The following is a 24,580-nucleotide window of genomic DNA, read 5'->3' as shown; positions in this document are numbered from 1 at the left end:
GAAATATCGGGCGAGGAACGACGCGCGCCGCCGGACGCATTGTCATCCGGCAGGCGCCCGACAGAATTGGGGTATTACCGGTCCGCATGGCATCCAGATCAAAGTCAAATGAACGCGTCGAGCCATCCTTCGGGGACGAGGCAGAGCAGGATTCCGACTTGCGTCTGGACGCCGACGATCGGATTTCCGCCAGAGGCAAGTCTGCCAAGGGCAAAATCAAGCCCGCGACGCCAGCTAAAAAATCCTCCCACAAAGCCAAAGAACCGCGCCAATCCGGCGGCTTTTTCGGCTTCGTCCGCTCCGTCGTTTATTGGTGCATCGTTCTCGGCATCTGGGTCGGCATCGGCGTCGGCGGTCTCGTCATATATTACGGCTCGAAAATGCCGAGCGCCAGCTCGTGGACAATCCCCGACCGGCCGCCGAACATCAAGATCACCGCGCTCGATGGTCAGGTGATCGCAAACCGCGGCACGACCGGCGGCGAGGCTTTGGCGCTTGAAGAAATGTCGCCTTACCTGCCACAGGCCGTCATTTCCATCGAGGACCGCCGTTTCTACTCGCATTTCGGCATCGATCCCGCCGGTCTTGCCCGCGCCTTCGTCAACAACCTGACCGGCCAGCCGATCCAGGGTGGTTCGACGATTACGCAGCAGCTGGCCAAGAACCTGTTTCTTTCGCCGGACCGCACCTTCGAGCGCAAGATCCAGGAAGTGCTGCTTTCCTTCTGGCTGGAAACAAAATTCACCAAGGACCAGATTCTCGCCATGTATCTGAACCGGATGTTCTTCGGTTCGAATGCCTATGGCGTCGAGGCAGCCTCGCGGCGCTACTTCAACAAGTCGGCGCGCGACGTCAATCTGGGTGAAGCGGCAACGATTGCCGGCCTTTTGAAAGCCCCATCGCGCCTTTCGCCGGCGCGCGATCCTGAGGCAGCCGAAGCCCGCGCACAGATCGTGCTCAGCACCATGCAGCAGGAAGGCTATATTACCGAAAGCGACCTGAAGACGGCGATGTCTCAGCCACCGACCAAGGCAAAACGCTATTGGTCCGGCGCGCAGCATTATGCCGCCGATATGGTGGTCGATGAAGTGAAGCGCCTGATCGGCGACATCAAGACCGACGTCAATGTCGAGACCACGATCGATCTTTCGCTGGAGGAAAAAGCTGAAAAGGCATTGACCGACGTCCTCCAGAAGGAGGGCAGCAAGCTCAACGCTTCGCAGGCGGCACTCGTTTCTGTCGATGCCACCGGCGCCATCCGCGCGCTGGTCGGCGGCAAGGATTATACCGAAAGCCAGTTCAACCGCGCGGTCACGGCCAAGCGCCAGCCCGGTTCGGCTTTCAAGCCGTTCGTGTATGCCGCAGCGCTCGAAGCCGGCGCGCGGCCGGACACCGTCTATAACGACGGCCCGGTGAAGATCGGCAACTGGACACCGGAAAACTTTGACCAGAAATACCGTGGCCCCGTCACGCTTTCGACGGCACTGACCAATTCGCTCAACACGATCGCCGCGCAGCTGGTGACACAGGTCGGGCCTACCAATGTCATCCAGCTTGCCCACCGCGTCGGCATCGACTCGGAGCTGCAGTCGAATGCTTCGATCGCTCTCGGCACATCGGAAGTTTCGCTCCTCGAGCTCACCTCGTCCTACGCCCCGTTCATGAATGGCGGCTTCAAGGCCGCGCCGCACATCATCACGCGTATCACCGATCCGGACGGCAAGGTTCTTTACCAGGCCGAATTCCAGAACCCGCCGCGGGTACTGAGCGAGACCGTTGCCGCGACCATGAACAACATGATGAGCCGCGTCGTACTCGAAGGTACCGGCAAGAATGCGCGGCTGAAAAACTGGCAGGTGGCCGGCAAGTCGGGCACCACCCAGTCGTTCCGCGATGCGCTGTTCGTCGGTTATACCAGCATCCTCACCACCGGCATCTGGTTCGGCAATGATGATGGCGCGCCAATGAAGAAGGTTACAGGTGGCGGTCTGCCGGCCAAGGCCTGGAAGGAATATATGACGGCGGCGATGAGCGGTTACACGCCGACGCCGCTTTACGGCAGCGGCGCCGGCTTCGTGCTGCCGCCGGCAACGGAACAACAGCCGCCGCAACAGACAACGCTCGGCGACCTGATCTCGGGCGTGCTGCCGGGTGTGGGCAGCGATCCCGCGCCGATAGACGACACCGGCGAGTTCCCGCCGGCACCGACGCCGGCTCAGCCTCAGCAAAACCAGGCGGTTCAAAACCCCTACCCACAGAACCAGCCGGTGCCCAACCAGCCAACACAACAGCAACAGCAGGCCCGCCCGCAGCAGCCTGTTCAGCAAGCGCAGCCGCGTCCACAGCAGCAACCAAGGCAACAGCAAAGCGCTCCGGTGCCGGCCAATGTGCGACCGAATGACGGTGGCTATGTCCCGCCCGGCAATGTGCCCGCGAACCGCTATGACCAGCGCGAATACCGCCCGGAAAACCAGCCCGCTTACGAGCCGGAATACCGTCCCCGCGACCGTGAGGTTCGGGATTACCGCGAATATCGCGGCGGTTATGGTGACCAGGGCGGCGTGCCCGTACCACCGGGCGATGTCGGCGGCGATTACGGCAATTATGTTCCGCCCGGCAATGTCGGTGAAGGCGGTTATATCCCGCCCGATAACCGCGGTTACGAACAACCGCATCCGATGCCGCGCCGGACAACGCTTTTCGACATTCTGACGGGGCAATAACCTCCGTTACCCACCCCGTTAAGTACAGGCGCGGCAAACTCCTCTTTTTGCTGACATTCGCGTGAATTCCCGCCTTGCAGTCGGAAAAACCCGTCCTTATATACGCCGCATGTCCGCAGCGCAGACTGCGGAAAACCATCCCAGTCGAGGAACTGTCAGTGGAATGCCTGAACGGGGTTCCGATGGTTCGCTTAAAGGAGAGAAGAAAACATGGCTAAAGTTATTGGCATCGACCTTGGTACGACAAACTCCTGCGTCGCCATCATGGATGGTAAGGACGCAAAGGTGATCGAGAACGCCGAAGGCGCTCGCACCACTCCTTCCATGGTCGCATTTTCTGACGATGGCGAACGCCTCGTCGGCCAGCCGGCCAAGCGCCAGGCGGTCACCAACCCCACCAACACCCTGTTTGCCGTCAAGCGCCTGATCGGCCGCCGCGCAGATGATCCGACCGTCGAAAAGGACAAGGCTCTTGTTCCGTTCGAGATCGTCAAGGGTGACAACGGCGATGCATGGGTACAGGCACAGGGCAAGGGCTACTCGCCTGCCCAGATTTCCGCGATGATCCTTCAGAAGATGAAGGAAACCGCTGAATCCTATCTCGGCGAAAAGGTCGAAAAGGCCGTCATCACCGTTCCGGCATACTTCAATGACGCCCAGCGCCAGGCAACCAAGGATGCCGGCCGCATCGCAGGTCTTGAAGTTCTGCGCATCATCAACGAGCCGACCGCAGCAGCGCTCGCCTACGGCCTCGACAAGAAGGACGGCAAGACCATCGCCGTTTACGACTTGGGCGGTGGTACGTTCGATATCTCGGTTCTGGAAATCGGCGACGGCGTCTTCGAAGTGAAGTCGACGAACGGCGACACCTTCCTCGGCGGTGAAGACTTCGACATGCGTCTGGTCGAATATCTCGCAAACGAGTTCAAGAAGGATCAGGGCATCGACCTGAAGAACGACAAGCTTGCTCTGCAGCGCCTCAAGGAAGCTGCCGAAAAGGCCAAGATCGAACTGTCGTCCTCGCAGCAGACCGAAATCAACCTGCCGTTCATCACGGCCGACGCTTCCGGCCCGAAGCACCTGACGCTCAAGCTGACGCGCGCGAAATTCGAAAGCCTGGTCGATGATCTCGTCCAGCGCACGATCGCACCGTGCAAGGCAGCCCTCAAGGATGCCGGCGTCACCGCTGCCGAAATCGACGAAGTCGTTCTGGTCGGCGGCATGAGCCGCATGCCGAAGGTACAGGAAGTCGTCAAGCAGCTGTTCGGCAAGGAGCCTCACAAGGGCGTCAACCCGGATGAAGTCGTTGCACTCGGCGCCGCCATCCAGGCCGGCGTTCTGCAGGGCGACGTCAAGGACGTTCTGCTTCTCGACGTGACCCCGCTGTCGCTCGGCATCGAAACGCTGGGTGGCGTCTTCACACGTCTGATCGATCGCAACACGACGATCCCGACCAAGAAGAGCCAGACCTTCTCGACCGCTGACGACAACCAGTCCGCCGTCACCATCCGCGTTTCGCAGGGCGAGCGCGAAATGGCCCAGGACAACAAGCTGCTTGGCCAGTTCGACCTCGTCGGTCTGCCGCCGGCACCGCGTGGCGTACCGCAGATCGAAGTCACCTTCGATATCGACGCCAACGGCATCGTCCAGGTTTCGGCCAAGGACAAGGGCACCGGCAAGGAACAGCAGATCCGCATCCAGGCCTCCGGTGGTCTGTCCGACGCCGACATCGAAAAGATGGTCAAGGACGCCGAAGCCAATGCCGAAGCCGACAAGGCCCGCCGCGCCGGCGTGGAAGCCAAGAACCAGGCTGAAAGCCTGATCCACTCCAGCGAGAAGTCGCTGGCCGAGTATGGCGACAAGGTTGGCGAGAGCGATCGCGCTGCCATTCAGGACGCCATCACGGCGCTGAAGGGTGCGGTCGAGGCTTCCGAGCCGAACGCCGAAGACATCCAGGCCAAGACCCAGACCCTCATGGAAGTCTCCATGAAGCTCGGCCAGGCCGTCTATGAGGCCCAGCAGGCCGAAGGCGGCGCTTCCGAAGGCGGCAAGGACGACGATATCGTCGATGCCGACTACGAAGAGGTCAAGGACGACAAGAAGTCGGCTTGATGAGTGTTTGCCCTTTGGCAGACAAGCACGCATAGTTGACACGAAATCCGGCTGCCATAGTGCAGCCGGAATACTTTCGGGAGCCGGTTAAATCTCCATGGCAAAAGCAGACTTTTACGAAACGCTGGGTGTGGCGCGGACCGCCGACGAGAAGGAGCTGAAAAGCGCCTTCCGCAAACTTGCGATGAAATTTCATCCCGACAAGAACCCGGGCGACGCGGAAGCCGAAAAGAAGTTCAAGGAGATCGGCGAAGCTTACGAGACCTTGAAGGACCCGCAGAAACGCGCGGCCTACGACCGCTTCGGCCACGCAGCCTTCGAACATGGCGGCATGGGTGGCGGTGGTGGCATGGGCGGTGGCGCCGGTGGCTTCTCCGACATCTTTGAAGACATTTTTGGCGAGATGATGGGTGGCGGCCGTGCGCGTCGCTCTTCGGGCGGTCGCGAACGCGGCGCCGACCTGCGCTACAATATGGAAATCAGCCTCGAAGAGGCCTATGCGGGCAAGACCGCGCAGATCCGGGTTCCGACCTCGATCACCTGCGATGTCTGCTCCGGTTCGGGCGCCAAGCCCGGCACGCAACCAAAGACCTGCGGCACCTGTCAGGGTTCCGGCCGCGTGCGCGCCAGCCAGGGTTTCTTCTCGGTCGAGCGCACCTGCCCGACCTGTCACGGTCGTGGTCAGACGATCAGCGACCCTTGCGGCAAGTGCCACGGCCAGGGCCGCGTCACCGAAGAACGGTCGCTGTCGGTCAACATTCCGGCCGGCATCGAAGACGGCACCCGCATTCGCCTGCAGGGCGAAGGCGAAGCCGGTGCTCGTGGTGGCCCGTCGGGCGATCTCTATATCTTCCTGTCTGTCACGCCGCACCAGTTCTTCCAGCGTGACGGAGCGGACCTTTATTGCGCCGTGCCGATCTCGATGACGACGGCAGCGCTTGGCGGCACGTTCGATGTGACCACGCTCGACGGCACAAAATCGCGCGTGACGGTGCCGGAAGGCACGCAGGCCGGCAAACAGTTCCGTCTGAAGGGTAAGGGCATGCCGGTTCTGCGCTCGTCGCAGACGGGTGATCTCTATATCCAGATCGGTATCGAAACCCCGCAGAAGCTGACCAAGCGCCAGCGCGAACTGCTGCAGGAATTCGAGGAACTGTCGTCCAAGGAAAACAATCCGGAATCGACGGGCTTCTTTGCCCGGATGAAGGAATTTTTCGACAACTGATCGATCAGCTGATCCGCAAAAAAGCCGCCTCGCAAGGGCGGCTTTTTTCGTTGGCCTTTATGCCAGCGACTGGATGGACGATCCGGCGAGAATGATCGCAAACAGCAGCAGGCAGGCGGCGGCGACACGGCGGATGACAACCGGCTTGACCGTAAAGCCGCGACCGCCGCGCATCAGCCGTCCGAACAGGATCCAGCCGTTGGCGGCAAACAGGACGAGACCGGAAAACAACAGCAGCCATGGTGCAAGCATCGGCAGATCGCCATGCGGCATGATCACCAATGCGATGATCAGTGCCTTGGGATTAAGGACAGTCGTGACAAACACCTGCCGGACGGAAATATCGCCGCTGGCATCGTCTGGCTTTTGCGTCGATACCCATAGCCGGACGCTGAGATAGAGCACCCAGACCACTGCGGCGATCTTGGCGATCAGCGCGGCCTGCGGATAGGTTTCGAAAAACGGCGCCGCCAGCGTCGCCACCGGCACGATCACCAGAAGATAGCCGCAAAGTTCGCCGCCGATCAACGGCAGTGCCCTTGCCCATCCACGCCCATATCCGCCGAGCGCCATCAGCGTATTGGTCGGGCCGGGCGTGCAGAGCAGAAGAAGGATGGCGAGGGTGAATTGCAGCGGCGTCACGACAGGAACCTGAAATCGATCACCGGCACGGCCCGGCACCTTCAGCCCTAACATGGCATCCGCCGATCGCCTTGACATCGGTCAATGTCCCGACCCGGCGGAATTCTTTCGCAGACCTCATCTATATCAGTCACCGCCCCCTGCCCTTTCGCATTCCCGCGCTAGATTGGTCCTTCCGCGCCCGCCGCATCACCGGAAAACATTCATGGCCAAAAACACGCAGCACTGGCTCCGCAAGGACGACAAGGAATCGACCAAGGCCAGTTTTCCGGAACTGTTCTTCGACCTCGTTTTCGTCTTCGCCCTGATCCAGCTATCGGAAACACTGGCCTCGGATTTTTCCTTCGGAATTGCCGCCGAAGCGGTGCTGTTCATTTTTGCGCTCTGGTGGGTGTGGATCCACACGACATGGGTCACCAACCTGCTGGATGCCGAGATCGAGCCGGTGCGAATTTTGCTGTTCGTGCTGATGTTTTTCGGCATCGTGCTGGCGATTGCGCTGCCGAAAGCCTTTTCCGACATGGGGCTGGTTTTCGCACTGGCCTATTCCGGCATGCAGTTGTCGCGCTCGCTGTTTGCGCTTTACGCCTTTCGCGGCACCAACGACGAATCCTACCGCACGTTTTTGCGCATCACGCTCTGGCTGACCCTATCCTGCGCCTTCTGGATCGCCGGTGGACTTCTGGACAGGGAGATGCGCGTGATCCTGTGGATCGCAGCTCTCGCCATCGAGTATATCGCGCCGATGCTGCGATACTGGCTGCCGGGACTTGGCCAGGCGCCCGAAGAAACGCTCGACGTCAACGGCGAACATCTGGCTGAGCGCTGCGCGCTGTTCGTCATCATCGCGCTTGGCGAAACAATCCTAACCACCGGCAAGACGGCATCCAGCCATCTCGACAGCGCCATGACGCCGCTGGTGCTGTTCTGTGCCTTCATGTCGACCGTGCTGATGTGGTGGATCTATTTCCACGACGGGCAGGAGCGCGCGAGCGACAAGGCCGAAGAAAATGCCGAGCCGCAATCGACGGCCGATCACCTTTTCACCTACGGCCACCTGCCGATCGTCGCCGGTATCATCTTCACCGCTGTCGGCGAGGATTTTTCGCTATCGCATCCGTTCGAAAAAGGCGGCTACAATCACGCGATCGCGCTGCTGGGCGGACCGATCCTTTATCTGGCCGGCATCCTGTGGATGAAAAAAGTGTCGTCGCGCGTGATGCCGTGGTCGCATTGCGCCGGCATCGCCATTCTTGTCGCCGGCTTTCTGATCGTGCCGTTCGCCGCCAATTTCATGATCCAGATCGTTGCCAGCCTGACGCTGCTGATGGTGGCGATCTGGGAATATGTGGCGCTGAAACGTTTTCGCCGCGATGCCGCGTGATCGGCAACAACCTCAATAATGCGGCGGGCGGGTGATGGCGGGCGCGTCGAGCGAGCTTTCCTCCAGCGTCAGAAACCGTTCGGTGAGCCGGTCCAGCTTGGCGCGGGTCTGCTCGACCACTTTCCACTGTTCGGCCAGCTGATCCGACAGCTCCTCGATCACCTTGGCCTGATGGGCCGCCAGTTCCTCAAGCTTCACCAGTCGTGTTTCGTCGCTCACGGCTTCATTCCCTTGTTTTTGTCTGCGATTGCCGGGCGCGAAGCGCATCCGGCAATCCGTCATGATCTCCAAGCGGCCGGCGCGGCGGATCGCTCCACCAGTCCGGACGAAACGCCTGCATCTCGCCATGCCTTGGGTAGTAGATGCGGTTTTCCGGTTTGGAAACATCTCCGATGACAAGAAGACGGACATCAGCGTCGGAATTGTTGATGAATGTGTGCGCCTGACCCGTCCCGGCCGGAAATCCGACGGAATCACCCGGCCGCAAACGATGGAGTTCGCCATCCAGCCAGACATCCGGCGTGCCTTCGATGACATGCACGAATTCCTCTTCCAGGCTTTCGGCATGTGGAAAGGAGGTGCGGCGACCAGGCGGCAGGCGTTCGTGGTGAATGCCGATACGCGACAGGCCGAGATGGCGGGCAAGCGGTGCGCCGATCGAAAGGCGCTCGTCAATACCGTATTTGCCCGAAAACCGATATTCTCAGATCATGCTGCAGGCGGTCGCCCGACATGGCCGGTTCGGGCTACCTTCTGCTCGATGAGAATGAGTGTGCCGGCCAGCACCACCGCCAGACACATGGCGAGACCACAGGTGATCCAATGTAAAGGCTGGAGCAGAGTTTCCACAACGGTTCGAAATATCGTCGTGAGACGTTGCGACAGAAACAGTCTGCCGCGTCTGGGCAAAGGAGAACGCAAAACATCGGTCCGATCTGAAAGATGGATTTTTCACAATTCTAATGAAAATGCAGCTGGGCGCCGGATATGCCGTGGCGCGCTGCCCTTCTTTGCGCTGATCGGTCCAAACTCGCAATATGTGATTATTGATCGGTTTGTTTTGACAGGCCGGCTTTTCGCCGGCCCCATGTCAGGCGCGAAGGCGTGGCCGCTCCATCTGCTGCGTATTCCGGCCGGTGCGCGTGCGGAAGCGGGCGACCAGCGAAGCGAGCGTGTTGGAAATGCTGACAAGGCTCTGGGCCGAAGCGTTGGTTTCTTCCATCAGCGCGGCATTCTGCTGAGTGATCTGATCCATGCTGCGCACCGAAGCGTTGATCTCGTCGATGCCGGATGCCTGTTCCTGTGCGGATTGGGCGATGGAGGTGATATGTTCGTCGATCGCCTTGACCCGCGTGCCGATGCCGGTCAGCGCCTCGCCGGCGCGGTTGACCAGATTGACGCCGCGTTGAACATCACCTGACGAACGGTCGATCAGCTCCTTGATCTCCTTGGCGGCGGCAGCCGAACGCTGGGCCAGTTCGCGAACTTCCTGGGCAACGACGGCAAATCCCTTGCCCTGTTCGCCGGCACGCGCGGCCTCGACACCGGCATTCAGCGCCAGAAGATTGGTCTGGAATGCGATCTCGTCGATGGCGCCGATGATCTGTGTCATCTTCTGCGAGGATTGTTCGATATCCCCCATGGCGGCGACGGCTTCTTCCACCACCTGACCGTTTTTCTGGGTCTCCATTGCCGATTCGCGGATGATCGTCTGGACTTCCCTGGTGCGCTTTGCCGACTGACCGGAAAGAACGGTGATCTGTTCGAGCGCAGCCGCCGTCTCTTCCAGCGCCGCCGCCTGCTGTTCCGTGCGTCTGGCCATGTTATCGGCGGCGGATGAAATATCACCGACCTCGGCGCGAACCTGATCGACCGAACCGGAAATGTTGCGCATCGCCGCATCAAGCGAAGCGACAGAAGAATTGTAGTTTTCGCGCAGAACCGCGAAATTGGCCGCCAGTTCCTGACGCACTTCCGAGGTCAGATCGCCATCGGCGAGGTTCTTAAGCGCTGTGTCGAGCGCGTTCAGTGCCGCATCCTGCTCCGCCTTGGCAACAGCACGTTCGGCTTCCACCTTGGCGCGTTCGTCGCTGAGCACCTGCAGATAAACCGAGATCGCATAATCCATATCCACCATGGCCGCCTTGACGACCGCCGACAGATGTTCGGACAGGACCTTGGCTTTCTTCTCCACGAAGAAGCCTTTCATTTCATCCTGAATGACGGCGCGAATGATGCCGTCGAGGATCATTGCATAGCCGCCGATATACCAGCGCGGCTCCAGCCCGAGGCGGGCATGGGTGCGACCGATGGTGGAAACCGCTTCGACATAGCTGTCATCGTAACGGCCCGAAGCGATTACATCCCAATGACTGGCCTGGCGCTCCTGCGCGTGGGCGATATGCGCATCGCTGGAGAAGAATTTTGCGGTATGCGGATGCGCCTTGGCCTTGCCGTAAAATGTATCGAGCGCGCCATTCACGGCCTTCGCCACCAGCGGGCGCACATTGGCGAGATGCCCGCGCTCGGCCGTGCCCAAACCCACGAAAGCAAGACGCTCGTTCAGTGCCGATTTCTGGTCGCTCATGAAAAATACCCCATCGAATGAATGTGATGCAATCGTTCCGTTACGCCGGCCCCTGGCGCCATTTGTGGGAGCGATTGATTAACGTGCTGTTAGCCATGCATACTGACCTTTCGTTAATTATGAGTTCTTGTTGTTTTAGCTGGCGCGTATTTCTTGAAGGCTGGTCACATTTTGCAGCTGGGTAGAATCTTGCGTCACCCGGCCTTGTGGCGAGAGTGGTGAAGGAAAGGCTATGCCCAATACAAAACTTGCCTTTGCCCCTCGAAATCCTTAGCTCCTGTGCAACGACAAGCACGAATCGCGATGGCCGAAAAAACCTCCCTGTCCCGTCTGAAGCTGACCGACTTCCGCAACTATGCGGAAGTGTCGCTGTCGCTCGACGGGCGGCATGTGGTGCTGACCGGCAATAACGGTGCCGGCAAGACCAATCTGCTGGAAGCGGTCTCCTTCCTTTCCCCGGGACGCGGGCTTCGCCGCGCCGTGCTATCCGATGTCACCCGTGTCGGCGCGACCGGCGGATTCAGCGTGTTTGCCGATGTGGATGGCCGCGAGGGCGAGGTTGCGATCGGCACCGGCTTGGATGGCGACAGCGAAAGCCTGACGCGGCGGCTACGGCTGAACGGCACGCCGGTACGCTCCGTCGAGGAACTGACCGACCATCTGAATGTGCTGTGGCTGACGCCGGCCATGGACGGGCTGTTTACCGGCTCCTCCTCCGACCGCCGACGTTTTCTCGACCGGCTGGTTCTGTCGCTCGATCCCGCCCACGGACGACGCGCCGCCGATTACGAGCGTGCCATGCGCAGCCGCAACAGGCTGCTCTCGGAAGGCCGGTTCGATCCGGCATGGCTTTCCGCCATCGAGGTGCAGATGGCCGAGCTTGGCATTTCCATGGCGGCGGCGCGACGGGAAATGCTGGGGCTTCTGACAGCGCTGATTGCCGAAAGCGATGCTTCCCCCTTCCCTTCGCCCGATCTGCAATTGAGCGGGTTTCTGGACGAGGCCGGTGACCGGCCGTTTGCCGATCTCGAAGAGGATTTCTGCTTCATGCTGGAGGAAGGGCGGCGTCGCGATGCCGCCGCCGGCCGTACACTTTCCGGACCGCACAGGGTCGATCTTCTGGTACGCCACAGAGACAAGAACATGGAGGCGGCACGCTGTTCCACAGGTGAACAGAAGGCACTGCTCGTGGGCCTTGTGCTGGCGCATGCGCGACTGACCGCAAACATGACCGGATTTGCCCCCGTTCTGCTGCTCGATGAGATTGCCGCGCATCTGGACGAAGGCCGGCGTGCGGCGCTGTTTGATCTCGTGCATGATCTCGGCGGACAATCCTTCATGACCGGCACCGACCGCGAGATGTTTTCGGCGCTCGGCGAGCGGGCGCAGTTCCTGACCGTCGAGCATGGCGGCATTGCGGGATGAGCCGCTATTCAAATGGTGTGTCGGTGTTAGGATAGATCCATGGACGCCCTGACAACCGAAGAGATCGAACGCTATCGCCGCCATATTCTGCTGCCGGAAATCGGCGGTACGGGGCAGCAGATGCTGAAGAATGCCCGCGTGATGGTGATCGGCGCAGGGGGGCTGGGCGCGCCGGTTCTGCTGTATCTGGCCGCTGCCGGCATCGGCACACTGGCTTTTGCCGATGATGACCATGTGTCGCTCTCCAACCTGCAACGGCAGGTGATCCACGACACCGGCACGGTGGGCGAGGAAAAGACCGCGAGCGCGCGCAAAACGCTTGCGCGGTTGAACCCGCATGTGCGCGTCATCACCTTCGAAGAGCGTTTTTCCAGTGTCTGGGCGGCCGATCACCTCAAAGGTTTTGATCTGCTGATCGACGGTTCCGACAATTTTGACACCCGATACATGGCGGCCGATGCGGCGGAAGCGGCGCGTATTCCGCTGGTGACCGGTGCCGTTGGCCGCTTCGACGGTTCGGTGACGGTGCTGAAGCCCTATGAGACCGGGCCGGATGGCGTGTTGTTTCCAACCTACCGCGACCTGTTTCCGCAAAAGCCGCCGGAAGGTCTGGTGCCCGCCTGTGCCGAGACCGGCGTGATCGGGGCGCTGACCGGCGTGATCGGCACGCTGATGGCCATGGAGGCGATCAAGGTGATCACCGGCACCGGTGAGCCGCTCATCGGTCGCCTGATGCTTTACGACGCGCTGTCGGCACGGTTCGACACGATCAGATACAAACGCCGCAAGACGAAAGACGCCGCCGAATGACCGAGATTGTGCCTATCAGCGCCGATTTTCAGCGCTGGGACGAACTGCTGGCGCTGATCCTGTCTTCTTTCGCCTATATGGACGGCATGATTGACCCGCCCTCCTCCGCCAACCGGCTGACACTGGCGGTTTTGGCCTACAAGGCGAAAGACGAGATTGCATTCGTGGCGATAGACGATGGAAAATTGGTGGGCTGCGTGTTCTGCAAGCCGGAGGCCGAGTTTCTGTATGTTGGCAAGCTGGCGATTGCCCCCGCCTTTCAAGGCAAGGGGCTGGGCCGAAAGCTTCTGGCCAAGGCAGAGGACGTGGCGCGGGACAGAAAACTGCCGGCGCTCAGGCTGGAAACCCGTATCGAGCTTGTCGGCAACCATGCCACGTTCGGCCGCTGGGGTTTTGAAAAGACAGCGGAAAATCGCCATGCGGGTTTTGACCGCACGACATCCATCGAGATGCAGAAGCAGCTTGCCTAATCGCGCCCCGGAAGAACCCGGTTCGGCGGGCGATGCCCGTCGAAATAGGCGCGGATGTTGATGATCACCTTGTCGCCCATATCGACGCGGCCTTCCAGCGTTGCCGAGCCCATATGCGGGAACAGCACCGCCTTGCCTTCCTTGGCGAGTTTCAGCAGCTTTGGATTGATGGCCGGCTCGTTCTGAAAGACGTCCAGCCCGGCGCCGGCAATTTTTCCGTCACGCAGCAGCTGGATCAGTGCGGCCTCGTCGATGACGTCGCCGCGCGCGGTGTTGACGATGATCGCCGACGGCTGCATCAGCGCTAGGCGCCGGGCCGAGAGGAGATGGAAAGTAGCCGGTGTCGACGGGCAGTTGACCGAGACGATATCGACGCGCGCCAGCATCTGGTCGAGGCTGTCCCAGTGGGTGGCTTCGAGTTCGGCTTCGGTTGCCGGGTTGATCGGCCCGCGATTGTGGTAATGCACGGAAAGCCCAAACGCCTTGGCGCGGCGGGCAACGGCGGTGCCGATACGACCCATGCCGATGATACCGATGCGCTTTCCGCCGATACGGCGGCCGAGCATCCAGGTGGGTGACCAGCCTTCCCAGTGGCCGGGCTTGTCCATCAGCACCTGCGAGCCTTCCACCAGCCGGCGCATGACGGCAAAGATCAGCGCCATCGTCATGTCGGCCGTGTCTTCGGTCAGCACGTTCGGCGTGTTGGTGACGGTGACGCCCTTTTTCGCGGCGGCATCGACATCGATATGGTCGGTACCGTTGGAAAAACCGGCGATCAGTTTTAGCTGCGGCCCTGCCTTTTCGATCAGCTCGGCATCGATACGATCGGTGACGGTGGGCACCAGAACATCGACCTCCGCCATGGCGGCGGCCAGTTGTTCGCGCGTGCGCGGCGTGTCGTCGATATTGAGTTCGGCGTCGAAAAGCTCGCGCATGCGGGTTTCCACGGCGTCCGGCAGTTTGCGCGTCAGATAGACCCGGGGCTTCTTCTTGGCGGTCATGCTGTTCAGAGGTCCTTAACCAAGTTTTGCGATCCTGTCTGGGTTAAGCGTTTTCTACCAGACCCTTCGGCGAAGACAAACGAAACTCGTCATGCGCTTGCGAGATCGCGAAACACACGCGGCTTCCGAACTATCTAGGACTAAAAAACATATGCGTCGCGTCATTCGCAATTCCATCCTTGCCATCACGCTTTGTCTCACAGCTGCCGCACCGGTATTCGTGGGACCTGTTCTTGCGCAAGGGGCGGGCAAGGGCGCCAGCGGCCTGCCGCTTCCCCGCTTCGCCAGCCTGAAATCGAGAAAAGTGAATATCCGCATCGGCCCGAGCACCGATTATGCCGTTTCATGGATGTATATGAAGGCCGGCACGCCGATGGAAATCATTCAGGAATATGAAAACTGGCGCCGCGTGCGCGATGCCGACGGCACCGAAGGCTGGGTCAACCAGGCACTGCTTTCCGGCACCCGCACTGCCGTGGCCGCCCCGTGGATGCGCGGCAAGGGCGACGACGTTTTCGTCAACATGCGCAGCAGGGCGGAAGGCTCGAGCGCCATCATCGCCAAGGTCGAGCCGGGTGCGGTTCTGACCATCGGCGAATGTAATGGCGACTGGTGCCACGCCGAAGCCGGCGAGGCAGAGGGTTGGGTCAACCAGGGCGAAATCTGGGGCGCCTACCCCGGAGAAGCCTTTAAATAAGGCCTGCAGCCGAGGCCTGCGGCTGCATCGATTCCAGCGGCCGCGGACCGACCTGCTGGATGACGATGCCGGCAGCAAGGCAACCGAGCTTGCCGCAATCTTCCAGTGAACGATCCTTGGTATAAGCGGCAAGGAAGCCGGCAGCGAAAAGATCGCCGGCGCCTGTGGTATCGACCAGTTCGCGGATCGGCAGAGCCGGGATCTTGATCCGCTCGTCGCCGCGCACGATGACCGCACCTTCTTCCGACATGGTGACGGCTGCCAGCTTGCAATCGGCGCTGATCTTGTCGAGCGCCAATTCGAAATCGTCGGTTTCGTAGAGCGACAGGGCTTCCTGCTTGTTGGCGAACACGATGTCGACCTTGCCGGAACGCATCAGGTCCAGGAATTCATCACGATAACGGCCGACGCAGAACGGGTCGGACAGCGTCATGGACACTTCGCGGCCGGCCTCATGGGCGATGCGGCTGCATTCGAGAATGGCTTCTTTCGCGCGCGGCGGATCCCACAGATAACCTTCGAAATAGGTGACCTTCGAATCCTTCACCACGTCTTCCTCGACATGTTCCGGGCCAAGATCGACGCAGGCACCGAGATAGGTGTTCATCGAGCGCTCGCCGTCGGGCGTGACGAAAATCATCGAGCGGGCGGTTGGCGGAAATGTGCCATCCGGCTTGGTTTCGTAATGGACGCCCTGAGCACGGATATCGTGCTGAAAGATTTCGCCGAGCTGGTCGGCCGCGACCTTGCCGAAATAGGCAGCCTTGCCGCCGAGATTGGCAATGCCCGCCGCCGTATTGCCGGCGCTGCCGCCGGATGCTTCGTGGGCCGGGCCCATCAGCGAATAGAGAAGTTCGGCGCGCTCGGCGTCGATCAGATTCATGGCCGCCTTGGTGATGCCGTTGTCGGTGAGAAACTGGTCATCGCAGCGCGCGATGATATCCACGATGGCGTTACCGATGGTGAGGACGTCGAACCTGCTCATATGCCGATGCTTTCTCCGTGACTGGGTTCCCCCGTCATAGCCATTTCTGACCCGAAAGAAAGCAGAAAACCGGAGGATTGACGCAGGTCATATGCCTGTCATGAAAGAGGGATACGTTTGTTTTCAACGGAGGCCACGACGCATGGCCATCAAGGGCTGAAAAGCCGCCGTTACCGGTTTTGCACCCGACCACGGATGTACTGGCGGAAGTTAAACCGGACACCCGGCAGGATCGGGACGGAAAGCGGGGGCTTCCCCCGCTTTTTTGTTTTCCGTATTTGCGCTTTCCCGCCAAATAGATGGCAATACATTTGTCGTGATGGACGATATGCGCTAGACGCAATCATACGCCCGTCTCCCGAAAGCATTTCTCCGTGTCAGCTGTCTTCCTGAATGTCGCCCCGGTCTTCCTCCTCATTCTTCTGGGCTGGACACTCGCGAGAACCAAATTCGTCGGCGCCAAGGTGGGCGATGCGCTAGGCGAATTCGTCTTCAAGCTGCCATTGCCGCTCCTGATCTTTCGCACGCTGGCCGAAGCGGATTTTCATGGAGCCTCGCCCTTCCGCCTCTGGATCGCCTATTTTACCGGTGTCGCCATTACCTGGACGGTGGGGCATCTGGCGGCCCGTTATCTGTTCGGTCGCGATGCCAAGATCGGCGTGATCGCCGGCATGTCGTCCGCCTTCGCCAACAATGTTTTCATCGGCCTGCCGCTGGTCGGCCTGTCCGTCGGCAATGACGGGATCGTGGCGCTCTCCATCCTGATTGCCATCCACCTGCCGCTGATGATGGTGGTGGGCACGGTATTGATGGAAAGTGCGACCGCCAAGGTGGATGGCGGCGGGCGCCGGAGCATAATGGCCGTGCTGAAACAGGTGGGCTCCAACCTCATCCGCAATCCGCTTGTCATCGCGCTGTTTGCAGGCCTGATCATGAACGGCCTCGGCCTGACATTGCCGTCTCTGGCCAAGAACCTTGTCGACCAGATCGCCTCCACCACCGCACCGCTGGCGCTCATCTCGCTCGGCATGACGCTGACGCAATACCCGATCCGCGGCAATCTGGGCCTTGCCACCGTGACCGCGTGCCTGAAGCTGATGCTGATGCCGGCCTGCGTGTATGCGGTGGCGCATCTGCTGGAACTTTCTCCGGCCTGGACGATGGCGATCGTGATCACCTCCTCCGTGCCGACCGGCATCAATGCCTGGCTGATCGCCATGCGTTTTCGCGCGGGACAGGGCATGGCGGCTTCCACCATCAGCATCACCACACTGTTCGGTGTGCTGACCGTCAGCTTCTGGATGTGGCTGCTCGGCTGAGCCCGCGCAAAAGACCATGAAAAAAGCCCGGCTTCGAACCGGGCTTTATATATATATTCAGCGAAATGATCAGTTGGTGGCCGGCGGCGGTGCCGCCGGATCCGGCAGAGGCTCGGGCGTATCGGCCAGCGTGCGCAGATAGGCGATCAGGTTGGCGCGCTCCTCATCCTTCTTGATGCCGGCAAAGCCCATGGCGGTTCCGGCGATGTAGGCCTTCGGCGCGGTAAGGAAGTGGCTGAGGTGATCGTAGGTCCACTTTTCTTCGCCACCCTTGGAATAATCCTTCATGGCAGCCGAGTAGCTGAAGCCCTCATGCGTGGCGATCGGGCGATTGACGAGACCGAAGAGATTGGGACCAACCTTGTTGGGCCCTCCCTTGGTCGCGTCATGACAGCTTTGACACTTCTTGAAGACGGTTTCACCGGCCTTGGCATCGGCACTGGCGAGAAGCTGTGCGATCGGCACGGCTGCCGCTGCTGCGGCCTCCCCGCCGCCTCCGGCTGCTGCTTCTTCCGCGACGATCTCGAAGCCGGGTTTTTCCGGCGCTGGCGAATGGAACAGTCCTTCCGACGCGATCGAAACCGACATCAGAACGAAGACCGAGGCCAACAGGGCTCCCACGCCCATATTCACATAGGGGTTCACGACAAATACCCTCCTCCTCACCGCCCAATACGAGCAGCCTATCTTGAAATCGCTGAAAAGCTATGTCTTTTGCAGCACGCGTGCAATCCGAATATAGCACTCGCAACTGAGACGTTTTGCCACTATTCGCACCAGATTTGAAGGGCTTACCACCATGACTTTGGCTTCCGACAAGACGTTGGTTCTGATCCCGGCGCGCATGGCGTCGACCCGTCTTCCGGACAAACCGCTCGCCGATATCAATGGCTTACCGATGATCATCCAGGTGGCGAAACGCGCGACGGAAGCCAATGTCGGCCGCGTCATCGTTGCCGTCGACGACCAGCGCGTGTTCGACGTGGTGAAGCAAGCCGGTTTCGAAGTGGTCATGACCCGCGCCGATCACCAGTCCGGTTCGGACCGCATTTTCGAGGCCGTGCAGCTTGTGGACCCGGATGCCAAGGCCGAATTCATCATCAACGTGCAGGGCGACCTGCCGACCATCGAGCCGGAAGTGGTGCAGGCTTCGCTGAAGCCGATGGAAAACCCGGACGTGGATATCGCCACGCTGACGGTCGAGATCACCGACGAGCATGAGAAGGCCAGCCCGCATGTGGTGAAGGTGGTCGGCTCGCCGATCTCCGACACACGCCTGAAGGCGCTCTATTTTACCCGCACGACCGCGCCTTATGGCGACGGCCCGCTCTATCACCATATTGGGCTTTATACCTATCGCCGCGCTGCGCTTGCGCGTTTCGTTTCGATGAAGCCATCCGCGCTGGAGCAACGCGAAAAACTGGAACAGCTGCGGGCGCTGGAAGCCGGCATGCGTATCGACGTGGAAATCGTGCATTCGGTGCCGCTGGGCGTCGACACACCCGCGGATCTCGACAAGGCGCGGGCGATCCTCGCCGGCCGTACCAAGTGAAGGACATGACAATGACCGTGACCAACCGCATTTCCTTCCAGGGCGATTACGGCGCCAATTCCGACATGGCCTGCCGCGACATGTTTCCGAACATGGAACCGCTGCCCTGCCCGACCTTCGAGGACGCGTTCAACGCACTGGAAAACGGCGAGGCCGATCTGGCGATGATCCCGATCGAAAACACGCTGGCCGGCCGCGTGGCCGACATCCACCACCTCCTGCCGGAATCGCGCCTCAACATCATCGGCGAATATTTCATGCCGATCCGGTTCCAGCTGATGGTGATGCCGGGCGTGCAACGCGACGAGATCCGCACCGTGCACAGCCATATCCATGCGCTTGGCCAATGCCGAAAAATCATTCGCAGCAATGGCTGGAAGGCCGTCGTTGCCGGGGACACAGCCGGTGCCGCCAAGCTGGTGTCGGAAATGGGTGACCGTTCGATGGCGGCCCTTGCGCCGCGTCTGGCCGCCGACCTCTATGGGCTGGAAATTCTTGCCGAAAATGTCGAGGATTCGGAAAACAATGTGACGCGCTTCGTCATTCTGTCGCGCGACGAGGCATGGGCTACCCGCGAGGACCCGGCCGAGGTGATCGTCACCACTTTCGTCTTCAACGTGCGCAACATTCCGGCAGCGCTCTACAAGGCGCTGGGCGGCTTTGCCACCAACGGCATCAACATGACCAAGCTGGAAAGCTACCAGATCGGCGGCAAATTCATCGCCACGCAGTTTTATGCCGACGTGCAGGGCCATCCGGACGATCCGGCTTTGCGCCGCGCGCTGGAAGAACTGCGGTTCTTCTCTGAAAAGGTGCGCATTCTGGGTGTCTACAAGGGCCATGCCATGCGGGGCACGCTGTAAGGCTGGCGGCATAACCGGATCTGAGGAAGGCGGCGTATCAAAACGCCGCCTTCTTTCGTTTTATTCCGAGACGGCGCGGGCGTAGACGCGCAGGCGATGGCCGTCCGGATCGGTAACGGTGAATGTGTAGCCGAAATCCGCATTGACCGGGGTTTGCAGCACGCGAAGGCCGCGAGCAGTCCAATCGGCATAGATGCGATCGACGTCGGCGACCGTATCGACGCGGAAACCGATTTCCGAGCCGCCACTCTGACCCGTTACCTGCGGCAGCGCCGTGTGGCGCGACCAAAGGCCAAGCTTCATGCCGGTGGACAGCACGAACAGCGAGAAGGTGGGAGAATTTTCGACCGGTTCAGCGCCGAGCAGATCACGGTAAAAGCCGGTGCTGGCAGAGGTATTGTCGACGTAGAGAATGACAAAATCGGGGTGGTTCATCTCAGTGCTCCTTGGTTGGGACTGAGCGGACCTTATGCGCACCTGCTGTCAAATCCTGTCAGCAGCGGCATCAGACTGCAGGAGGAATGCCTTCCGCTTCACGCCACTCCTTCAAGAGAGCTGCACGCCGCCGCGGATAGCGTTTTTCCAATGAGACCGCAGAGGCGATACGATCGGTGCGAAAGTGGCGAAAGCCGTTGCGCAGTTCGCACCAGGCAATCATCACCCGCACGCTATCGAAAAAGCCGAGCGCAAACGGCCAGACATGGCGCTGTGTTGGCGTGCCCTTTTCATCCGAATAGGCAAGGTCAAGGATATGTTCGGCGCGGATCGCCTTGCGGATCAGCAGCAGATCCGACTTGTCCTCCTGACGGCGCGGATTGGCGACCAGCAGGGTGGAATTGTCGATTTCCTGCCTCAGGTCCGGCGGCAGGACGGCGGCGATCTTTTCCAGCGCATCGACGGCGCCGGCGGCAAGGCGTGGGTCTGCCATCTTTGCCACCCAACGGGAACCGAGCACCAGCGCCTCGATCTCTTCGGGTGAAAACATCATCGGTGGCAGCATGAAGCCGGGTTTCAGCACATAACCGAGACCGGCTTCACCTTCGATCAAAGCCCCCTGCGCCTGCAGACTGGCGATATCGCGGTAAAGCGTGCGCAGGCTGACGCCGGTTTCCTGCGCCAGAATCTTGCCGCTGACCGGCTGGCGATAGCGCCGCAGCACCTGCAGAAGTGTCAGCAGACGCTCCGAGCGGGCGACCGTCATCGAAGTTTACCAATCGATCCAGTCGCGCATCAGCCTGTAGGCGATGGCACCGGGATGCGGGGCGAAAAACTGGCTGTCCTGCCCGGCATCGAGCATGGTGGCCACTTCGGCGCGGGTGAACCAGCGCACGTCCGACATTTCCTGCGGATCGATCTTGATTTCTTCCGAGGTCGCCTCGGCATAACAGCCGATCATCAGCGAATGCGGCATCGGCCAGGGCTGCGAGGCGTGATAACGCACGCGACCGGTTTCGATGCCGGCTTCCTCGAACGTTTCCCGCCGCACGGCGTGCTCTATCGTTTCGCCGGGTTCGACGAAACCGGCGAGGCATGAATACATGCCCTCCTGAAAATGATGACTGCGGCCGAGCAGGCAGAGATCCTTTTCGACATCCACCGTCAGCATGATCACCACCGGATCGGTGCGTGGGAACATCATGTGATCGCAGGCCGTGCAGACGCGCTTGTAGCCGCCGAGCCTCGTTTCCGTCGGTGCGCCGCATTTTCCGCAAAAACGGTTGGCGCCATTCCATTGCAAAAGGCTGACGGCCTGCGCCACCTCACCGAGAATTTCGCCTTCCAGCAGCGCATCGCGATACAGCGCGCGGGCATCGGCCGGCTTGAAATGGCCGGCGAGCTCATCCGCCGCGATGCCGACGGGCACGGCGATGCGCGGCTCGCCGCTTTCCTTGTAGCCAAGCAGGATGGCATTATCGAAATCCGGCTGCAGGTCCGACAGTTCATAGGCCGAAAACAGCGGATCGAGGACGCGGTCATCATGCTTGAGGATGAGTTTTGCGCCGGAAAACGCGAAGATATGCGTGCCGTCGATGGCAAAAGCCTTTTCCACGCAATCATCCGCCCGGTATTCGGCCTGACGGTCGAGCATGTTGCCGGCAAAGGCCGTCAGGCTGCCCGGTTCGGGATGGGGAGCGTCGGTATCGAACAGCGTTTTTGTCATGTCGGCCTTCATGTGATTGCGTGCGTCGGATCAGAGCGCTTTCGTCAGCGCCTTGATAAACTTTTCCATGTCGGCCTCGTTGCGTGGTTCAGCCGAACCAAAACCCCAGATCGGGCCGGGCCAGTTCGGGTCGCCTTCGGAACGCGCGACGATATGCACATGGAGTTGGCTGACGATGTTTCCAAGCGCGCCGACATTGATCTTTTTCGCGCCCGTGACTTTCTTCAACGCCGATGCCACCATGTTGGTCTCGAAGGTGAGCATGGCCTGATCAAGAGGGGTCAGCTCGAACGTTTCGGTGATGCCGCGCCGTTGCGGCACCAGCATGACCCAGGGCCATCGGCCATCCTTCATGATCCGCAACTGACACAGGCCGGTGACCGTGGCCAGCACCGTATCGCGGGCCAGCCGCTCGTCCAGTTCAAACGCTGCCTTTTGCAACGATGGCATGGGGTAAATCCTCCGGTATTTTCAGTCTTTTTCTGAGGGCGGTCGATGACGTCTACAGATTTTTACAGGCTTGGCTTGCATTTACCAGCGATATTGACGATATGAGCGGTGGGAGGTTGGTGGTGGACGAGCCACTCGCCAACCGGGTCAGGTCCGGAAGGAAGCAGCCCTAACGAGCCAGGCACGGGTCGCCGTGCCAGCCTCCCACCCTCTCATCTTGGTCAGCGTCCGGTCCGGTCATAAACCTTGCGGCCGGAATGGCCCGTACAGGCTGGCAGGATATTTATGAGCGATAGCGGGTCCACATCAGCGAGCAACACCCCGGCCGGCAGCGGCTACAGGGTTCTGGCGCGCAAATATCGCCCCAAGGATTTTTCGGACCTGATGGTCGGCCAGGAGCCGATGGTCCGCACCCTCACCAACGCATTCGAGACCGGCCGTATTGCCCAGGCATACATGCTGACCGGCGTACGCGGTGTGGGCAAGACCACGACCGCCCGCATTCTGGCGCGCGGCCTCAATTACAAGACCGCCGAGATGGATCGCCCGACCATCGACCTGCGCGAACCCGGCGAACATTGCCAGGCGATCATGGAAGGCCGCCATGTCGACGTGATCGAGATGGACGCCGCCTCGCATACCGGTATCGACGATATCCGCGAGATCATCGAACAGGTGCGTTACCGTCCGGTGTCGGCGCGCTACAAGGTCTACATCATCGACGAAGTGCACATGCTGTCTACGCAGGCCTTCAACGGCCTCTTGAAGACGCTCGAAGAGCCGCCGGAACATGTGAAATTCATCTTTGCGACGACGGAAATCCGAAAAGTTCCGATCACCGTTTTGTCGCGCTGCCAGCGTTTCGACCTGCGCCGTATCAGTGCCGCCGATCTGGTCGGCCTGTTTGGCACGATCGCGCAGAAGGAAGGCATTACCGCCGAGCCAGAAGCACTCGCCATGATCGCGCGTGCGGCCGAAGGTTCTGCGCGTGACGGCCTTTCGCTACTGGACCAGGCGATTGCACATGGCGGCGGCAGCGTGCATGCCGATACCGTGCGCGGCATGCTGGGATTGGCCGACCGCGCCCGTATCGTCGACCTGTTTGGCCATGTCGTGGCCGGCGACGTGACGGCAGCGCTTTCCGAATTCACGGCGCAATACGAGGCCGGAGCAAACCCGGTCGTGGTGCTGACGGATCTTGCCGACTTCACCCATCTCGTCACCCGTTTCAAATATATTCCCGATGCCGCCAACGATCCATCGCTCAGCGAAGTGGAACGCACGCGTGGTGCAGACTACGCTCAATCGGTAGCGGTGAGCACGCTGTCACGCATCTGGCAGATGCTGCTGAAAGGCATTCCGGAAGCGGAAAATTCCTCGCGGCCTGCCGGCGCTGCCGAAATGGTGCTGATCCGCCTGACGCATGCTGCCCACCTTCCTTCACCGGAAGAAGCCGCAAAACGAATGCTGGATATAGCCAATGGCGGTGGCGAAGGTGCCGCTCCGCGTGGTGCGCCGAACGGTAATGGCGGCGGCGGATCGCAGGCTATGCAATCTGCGCCGATGACCAGCGCGCGCGCAATCGGCATGCCGCAGGGCATTGGCGGCAATGGCGCGACGGCGCGCCTGCATTCTGTGCCGATGCCGGAACGTCAGGAGATGCCGGTTGGGCGGATCGAGCAGCAACCGGCCGAAAAGGCTGCGCCGCAAGTTTCCGTCAGCTCGCTGAACGACATTGTCGATCTGTGCGTGAAAAACCGTGACGCCAAACTCAAGGCATTGGTGCGCAATTTCGTGCGACTGGTGAAGGTGGAGCCCGGTCGGCTGGACATGCGCCTGACCGAAGGCGGTCCCGCTTCGCTTCCCGGTGAACTCGGCGTGAAGCTGAAGGAATGGACCGGTATTCACTGGATCGTCTCGCTCAGCCGCGAAGAGGGCTCGGCGACGCTTGTCGAAATCGACAATTCGGCGCGTGAAGTGCGCCTTACCGACGCTCGTTCCGACCCCGATGTCATGGCAATTCTCGGCCAGTTTCCGGGCGCCAAGGTTATCGACGTGCGCATTCGCGTTGACGACACATCCGACGACGACGAGACAGCGGCCCCACCGGCCGTGATCGAAACCGCCGAGGGCGATATTTTGTCCGGCGACGACATCGACACCGATCAATAAGG

22 protein-coding genes, 1 other RNA gene and 1 pseudogene are annotated in these 24,580 nt (G+C 60.6%); 13 read left to right on the top strand and 11 right to left on the bottom strand.

The features are described 5' to 3' along the window. Positions 1–86: 86 nt before the first annotated feature. The 3 genes from EDF70_RS17245 to dnaJ all read left to right on the top strand — a co-directional run bounded on the left by EDF70_RS17245 (position 87) and on the right by dnaJ (position 6,060). The gene (locus EDF70_RS17245) at positions 87–2,723 is read left to right on the top strand and encodes a penicillin-binding protein 1A (RefSeq protein WP_132276111.1); all 2,637 of its coding nucleotides are present in this window, start codon (positions 87–89) and stop codon (positions 2,721–2,723) included. 210 nt (positions 2,724–2,933) lie between these two features. Next, positions 2,934–4,835, top strand: a complete 1,902-nt coding sequence (dnaK, locus tag EDF70_RS17240; protein ID WP_132276109.1) for a molecular chaperone DnaK — start codon at positions 2,934–2,936, stop codon at positions 4,833–4,835. A 97-nt stretch (positions 4,836–4,932) separates the two neighbouring features. Further along, positions 4,933–6,060, top strand: a complete 1,128-nt coding sequence (gene dnaJ, locus EDF70_RS17235; protein WP_132276107.1) for a molecular chaperone DnaJ — start codon at positions 4,933–4,935, stop codon at positions 6,058–6,060. Positions 6,061–6,117: 57 nt separating this feature from the next. Here the strand turns inward: dnaJ and EDF70_RS17230 are convergent, their stop codons facing one another. Beyond that, positions 6,118–6,756 (bottom strand): threonine transporter RhtB, encoded by a 639-nt coding sequence (locus EDF70_RS17230; protein WP_245519220.1) that lies wholly within the window; start codon positions 6,754–6,756, stop codon positions 6,118–6,120. A gap of 151 nt (positions 6,757–6,907) precedes the next feature. On the opposite strand from EDF70_RS17230, the gene EDF70_RS17225 reads away from it, so the two are divergent. Further along, the gene (locus EDF70_RS17225) at positions 6,908–8,086 is read left to right on the top strand and encodes a low temperature requirement protein A (RefSeq protein ID WP_132276105.1); all 1,179 of its coding nucleotides are present in this window, start codon (positions 6,908–6,910) and stop codon (positions 8,084–8,086) included. Positions 8,087–8,098: 12 nt separating this feature from the next. Here EDF70_RS17225 and EDF70_RS17220 read toward each other — a convergent pair whose 3' ends face one another. The 3 genes and pseudogenes from EDF70_RS17220 to EDF70_RS17210 form a co-directional block, all read right to left on the bottom strand. Beyond that, positions 8,099–8,305 (bottom strand): SlyX family protein, encoded by a 207-nt coding sequence (locus EDF70_RS17220; protein WP_132276103.1) that lies wholly within the window; start codon positions 8,303–8,305, stop codon positions 8,099–8,101. A gap of 4 nt (positions 8,306–8,309) precedes the next feature. Next, a pseudogene (locus EDF70_RS17215) lies at positions 8,310–8,759 on the bottom strand (cupin domain-containing protein); the annotation flags it as partial. Positions 8,760–9,176: 417 nt separating this feature from the next. After that, positions 9,177–10,673, bottom strand: a complete 1,497-nt coding sequence (locus EDF70_RS17210; RefSeq protein ID WP_132276099.1) for a globin-coupled sensor protein — start codon at positions 10,671–10,673, stop codon at positions 9,177–9,179. Between the two features lie 303 nt (positions 10,674–10,976). Between EDF70_RS17210 and recF the strand changes: the two genes are divergently transcribed. Genes recF through EDF70_RS17195 form a run of 3 tightly spaced genes read left to right on the top strand, consistent with a single transcriptional unit; the run spans position 10,977 to position 13,378 of the window. Continuing rightward, positions 10,977–12,098: a DNA replication/repair protein RecF gene (gene recF, locus EDF70_RS17205; RefSeq protein ID WP_132276097.1), complete on the top strand. Its 1,122-nt coding sequence runs from the start codon at positions 10,977–10,979 to the stop codon at positions 12,096–12,098. A 39-nt stretch (positions 12,099–12,137) separates the two neighbouring features. After that, positions 12,138–12,908, top strand: coding sequence for a molybdopterin-synthase adenylyltransferase MoeB (locus EDF70_RS17200; protein WP_132276095.1), 771 nt, complete (start codon positions 12,138–12,140; stop codon positions 12,906–12,908). Then, entirely contained in the window at positions 12,905–13,378 is a 474-nt protein-coding gene (locus EDF70_RS17195; protein ID WP_132276093.1) for a GNAT family N-acetyltransferase, read from the top strand. Before EDF70_RS17200 ends, EDF70_RS17195 begins: the two co-directional genes overlap by 4 nt. On the opposite strand, the gene EDF70_RS17190 is transcribed toward EDF70_RS17195, so the two are convergent. Beyond that, positions 13,375–14,379 (bottom strand): D-glycerate dehydrogenase, encoded by a 1,005-nt coding sequence (locus tag EDF70_RS17190; protein WP_132276091.1) that lies wholly within the window; start codon positions 14,377–14,379, stop codon positions 13,375–13,377. The genes EDF70_RS17195 and EDF70_RS17190 overlap by 4 nt on opposite strands. A 151-nt stretch (positions 14,380–14,530) precedes the next feature. Between EDF70_RS17190 and EDF70_RS17185 the strand changes: the two genes are divergently transcribed. Next, positions 14,531–15,076, top strand: coding sequence for an SH3 domain-containing protein (locus EDF70_RS17185; RefSeq protein ID WP_132276089.1), 546 nt, complete (start codon positions 14,531–14,533; stop codon positions 15,074–15,076). On the opposite strand, the gene EDF70_RS17180 is transcribed toward EDF70_RS17185, so the two are convergent. Further along, positions 15,069–16,061, bottom strand: a complete 993-nt coding sequence (locus tag EDF70_RS17180; RefSeq protein WP_132276087.1) for an adenosine kinase — start codon at positions 16,059–16,061, stop codon at positions 15,069–15,071. The two genes, EDF70_RS17185 and EDF70_RS17180, sit on opposite strands and share 8 nt — an antisense overlap. Before the next feature lie 374 nt (positions 16,062–16,435). On the opposite strand from EDF70_RS17180, the gene EDF70_RS17175 reads away from it, so the two are divergent. Beyond that, entirely contained in the window at positions 16,436–17,380 is a 945-nt protein-coding gene (locus tag EDF70_RS17175) for an AEC family transporter (protein WP_132276085.1), read from the top strand. Positions 17,381–17,449: 69 nt separating this feature from the next. Here EDF70_RS17175 and EDF70_RS17170 read toward each other — a convergent pair whose 3' ends face one another. Beyond that, positions 17,450–18,025, bottom strand: a complete 576-nt coding sequence (locus EDF70_RS17170) for a cytochrome c family protein (protein WP_132276083.1) — start codon at positions 18,023–18,025, stop codon at positions 17,450–17,452. 154 nt (positions 18,026–18,179) lie between these two features. On the opposite strand from EDF70_RS17170, the gene EDF70_RS17165 reads away from it, so the two are divergent. After that, positions 18,180–18,932 (top strand): 3-deoxy-manno-octulosonate cytidylyltransferase, encoded by a 753-nt coding sequence (locus EDF70_RS17165; protein WP_132276081.1) that lies wholly within the window; start codon positions 18,180–18,182, stop codon positions 18,930–18,932. Positions 18,933–18,943: 11 nt separating this feature from the next. Further along, entirely contained in the window at positions 18,944–19,795 is an 852-nt protein-coding gene (locus EDF70_RS17160) for a prephenate dehydratase (protein ID WP_132276079.1), read from the top strand. A 60-nt stretch (positions 19,796–19,855) separates the two neighbouring features. On the opposite strand, the gene EDF70_RS17155 is transcribed toward EDF70_RS17160, so the two are convergent. The 4 genes from EDF70_RS17155 to EDF70_RS17140 form a co-directional block, all read right to left on the bottom strand. Continuing rightward, positions 19,856–20,230, bottom strand: coding sequence for a VOC family protein (locus EDF70_RS17155; protein ID WP_132276077.1), 375 nt, complete (start codon positions 20,228–20,230; stop codon positions 19,856–19,858). Between the two features lie 70 nt (positions 20,231–20,300). Then, positions 20,301–20,996 carry a YafY family protein gene (locus tag EDF70_RS17150; RefSeq protein WP_132276075.1) on the bottom strand — a complete coding sequence of 232 codons (696 nt, stop codon included), beginning with the start codon at positions 20,994–20,996 and terminating at the stop codon, positions 20,301–20,303. A 6-nt stretch (positions 20,997–21,002) separates the two neighbouring features. Continuing rightward, the gene (gene nudC / locus EDF70_RS17145; protein WP_132276073.1) at positions 21,003–21,956 is read right to left on the bottom strand and encodes an NAD(+) diphosphatase; all 954 of its coding nucleotides are present in this window, start codon (positions 21,954–21,956) and stop codon (positions 21,003–21,005) included. Positions 21,957–21,986: 30 nt separating this feature from the next. Next, positions 21,987–22,406 carry an HIT family protein gene (locus EDF70_RS17140; protein ID WP_132276071.1) on the bottom strand — a complete coding sequence of 140 codons (420 nt, stop codon included), beginning with the start codon at positions 22,404–22,406 and terminating at the stop codon, positions 21,987–21,989. A gap of 111 nt (positions 22,407–22,517) precedes the next feature. Between EDF70_RS17140 and ffs the strand changes: the two genes are divergently transcribed. Together ffs and EDF70_RS17130 are read left to right on the top strand one after the other, a co-directional pair. Further along, positions 22,518–22,614: signal recognition particle sRNA small type (gene ffs, locus EDF70_RS17135), an RNA gene on the top strand. Between the two features lie 77 nt (positions 22,615–22,691). Further along, positions 22,692–24,578 (top strand): DNA polymerase III subunit gamma/tau, encoded by a 1,887-nt coding sequence (locus EDF70_RS17130; protein ID WP_132276069.1) that lies wholly within the window; start codon positions 22,692–22,694, stop codon positions 24,576–24,578. The last annotated feature ends 2 nt before the right edge of the window (positions 24,579–24,580 follow it).

The organism is Neorhizobium sp. JUb45 (assembly GCF_004343585.1).
Lineage (GTDB): Bacteria > Pseudomonadota > Alphaproteobacteria > Rhizobiales > Rhizobiaceae > Neorhizobium.
Note: the sequence above shows the minus strand (reverse complement) of the source record. Positions and strands in the feature narration are given on the sequence as shown.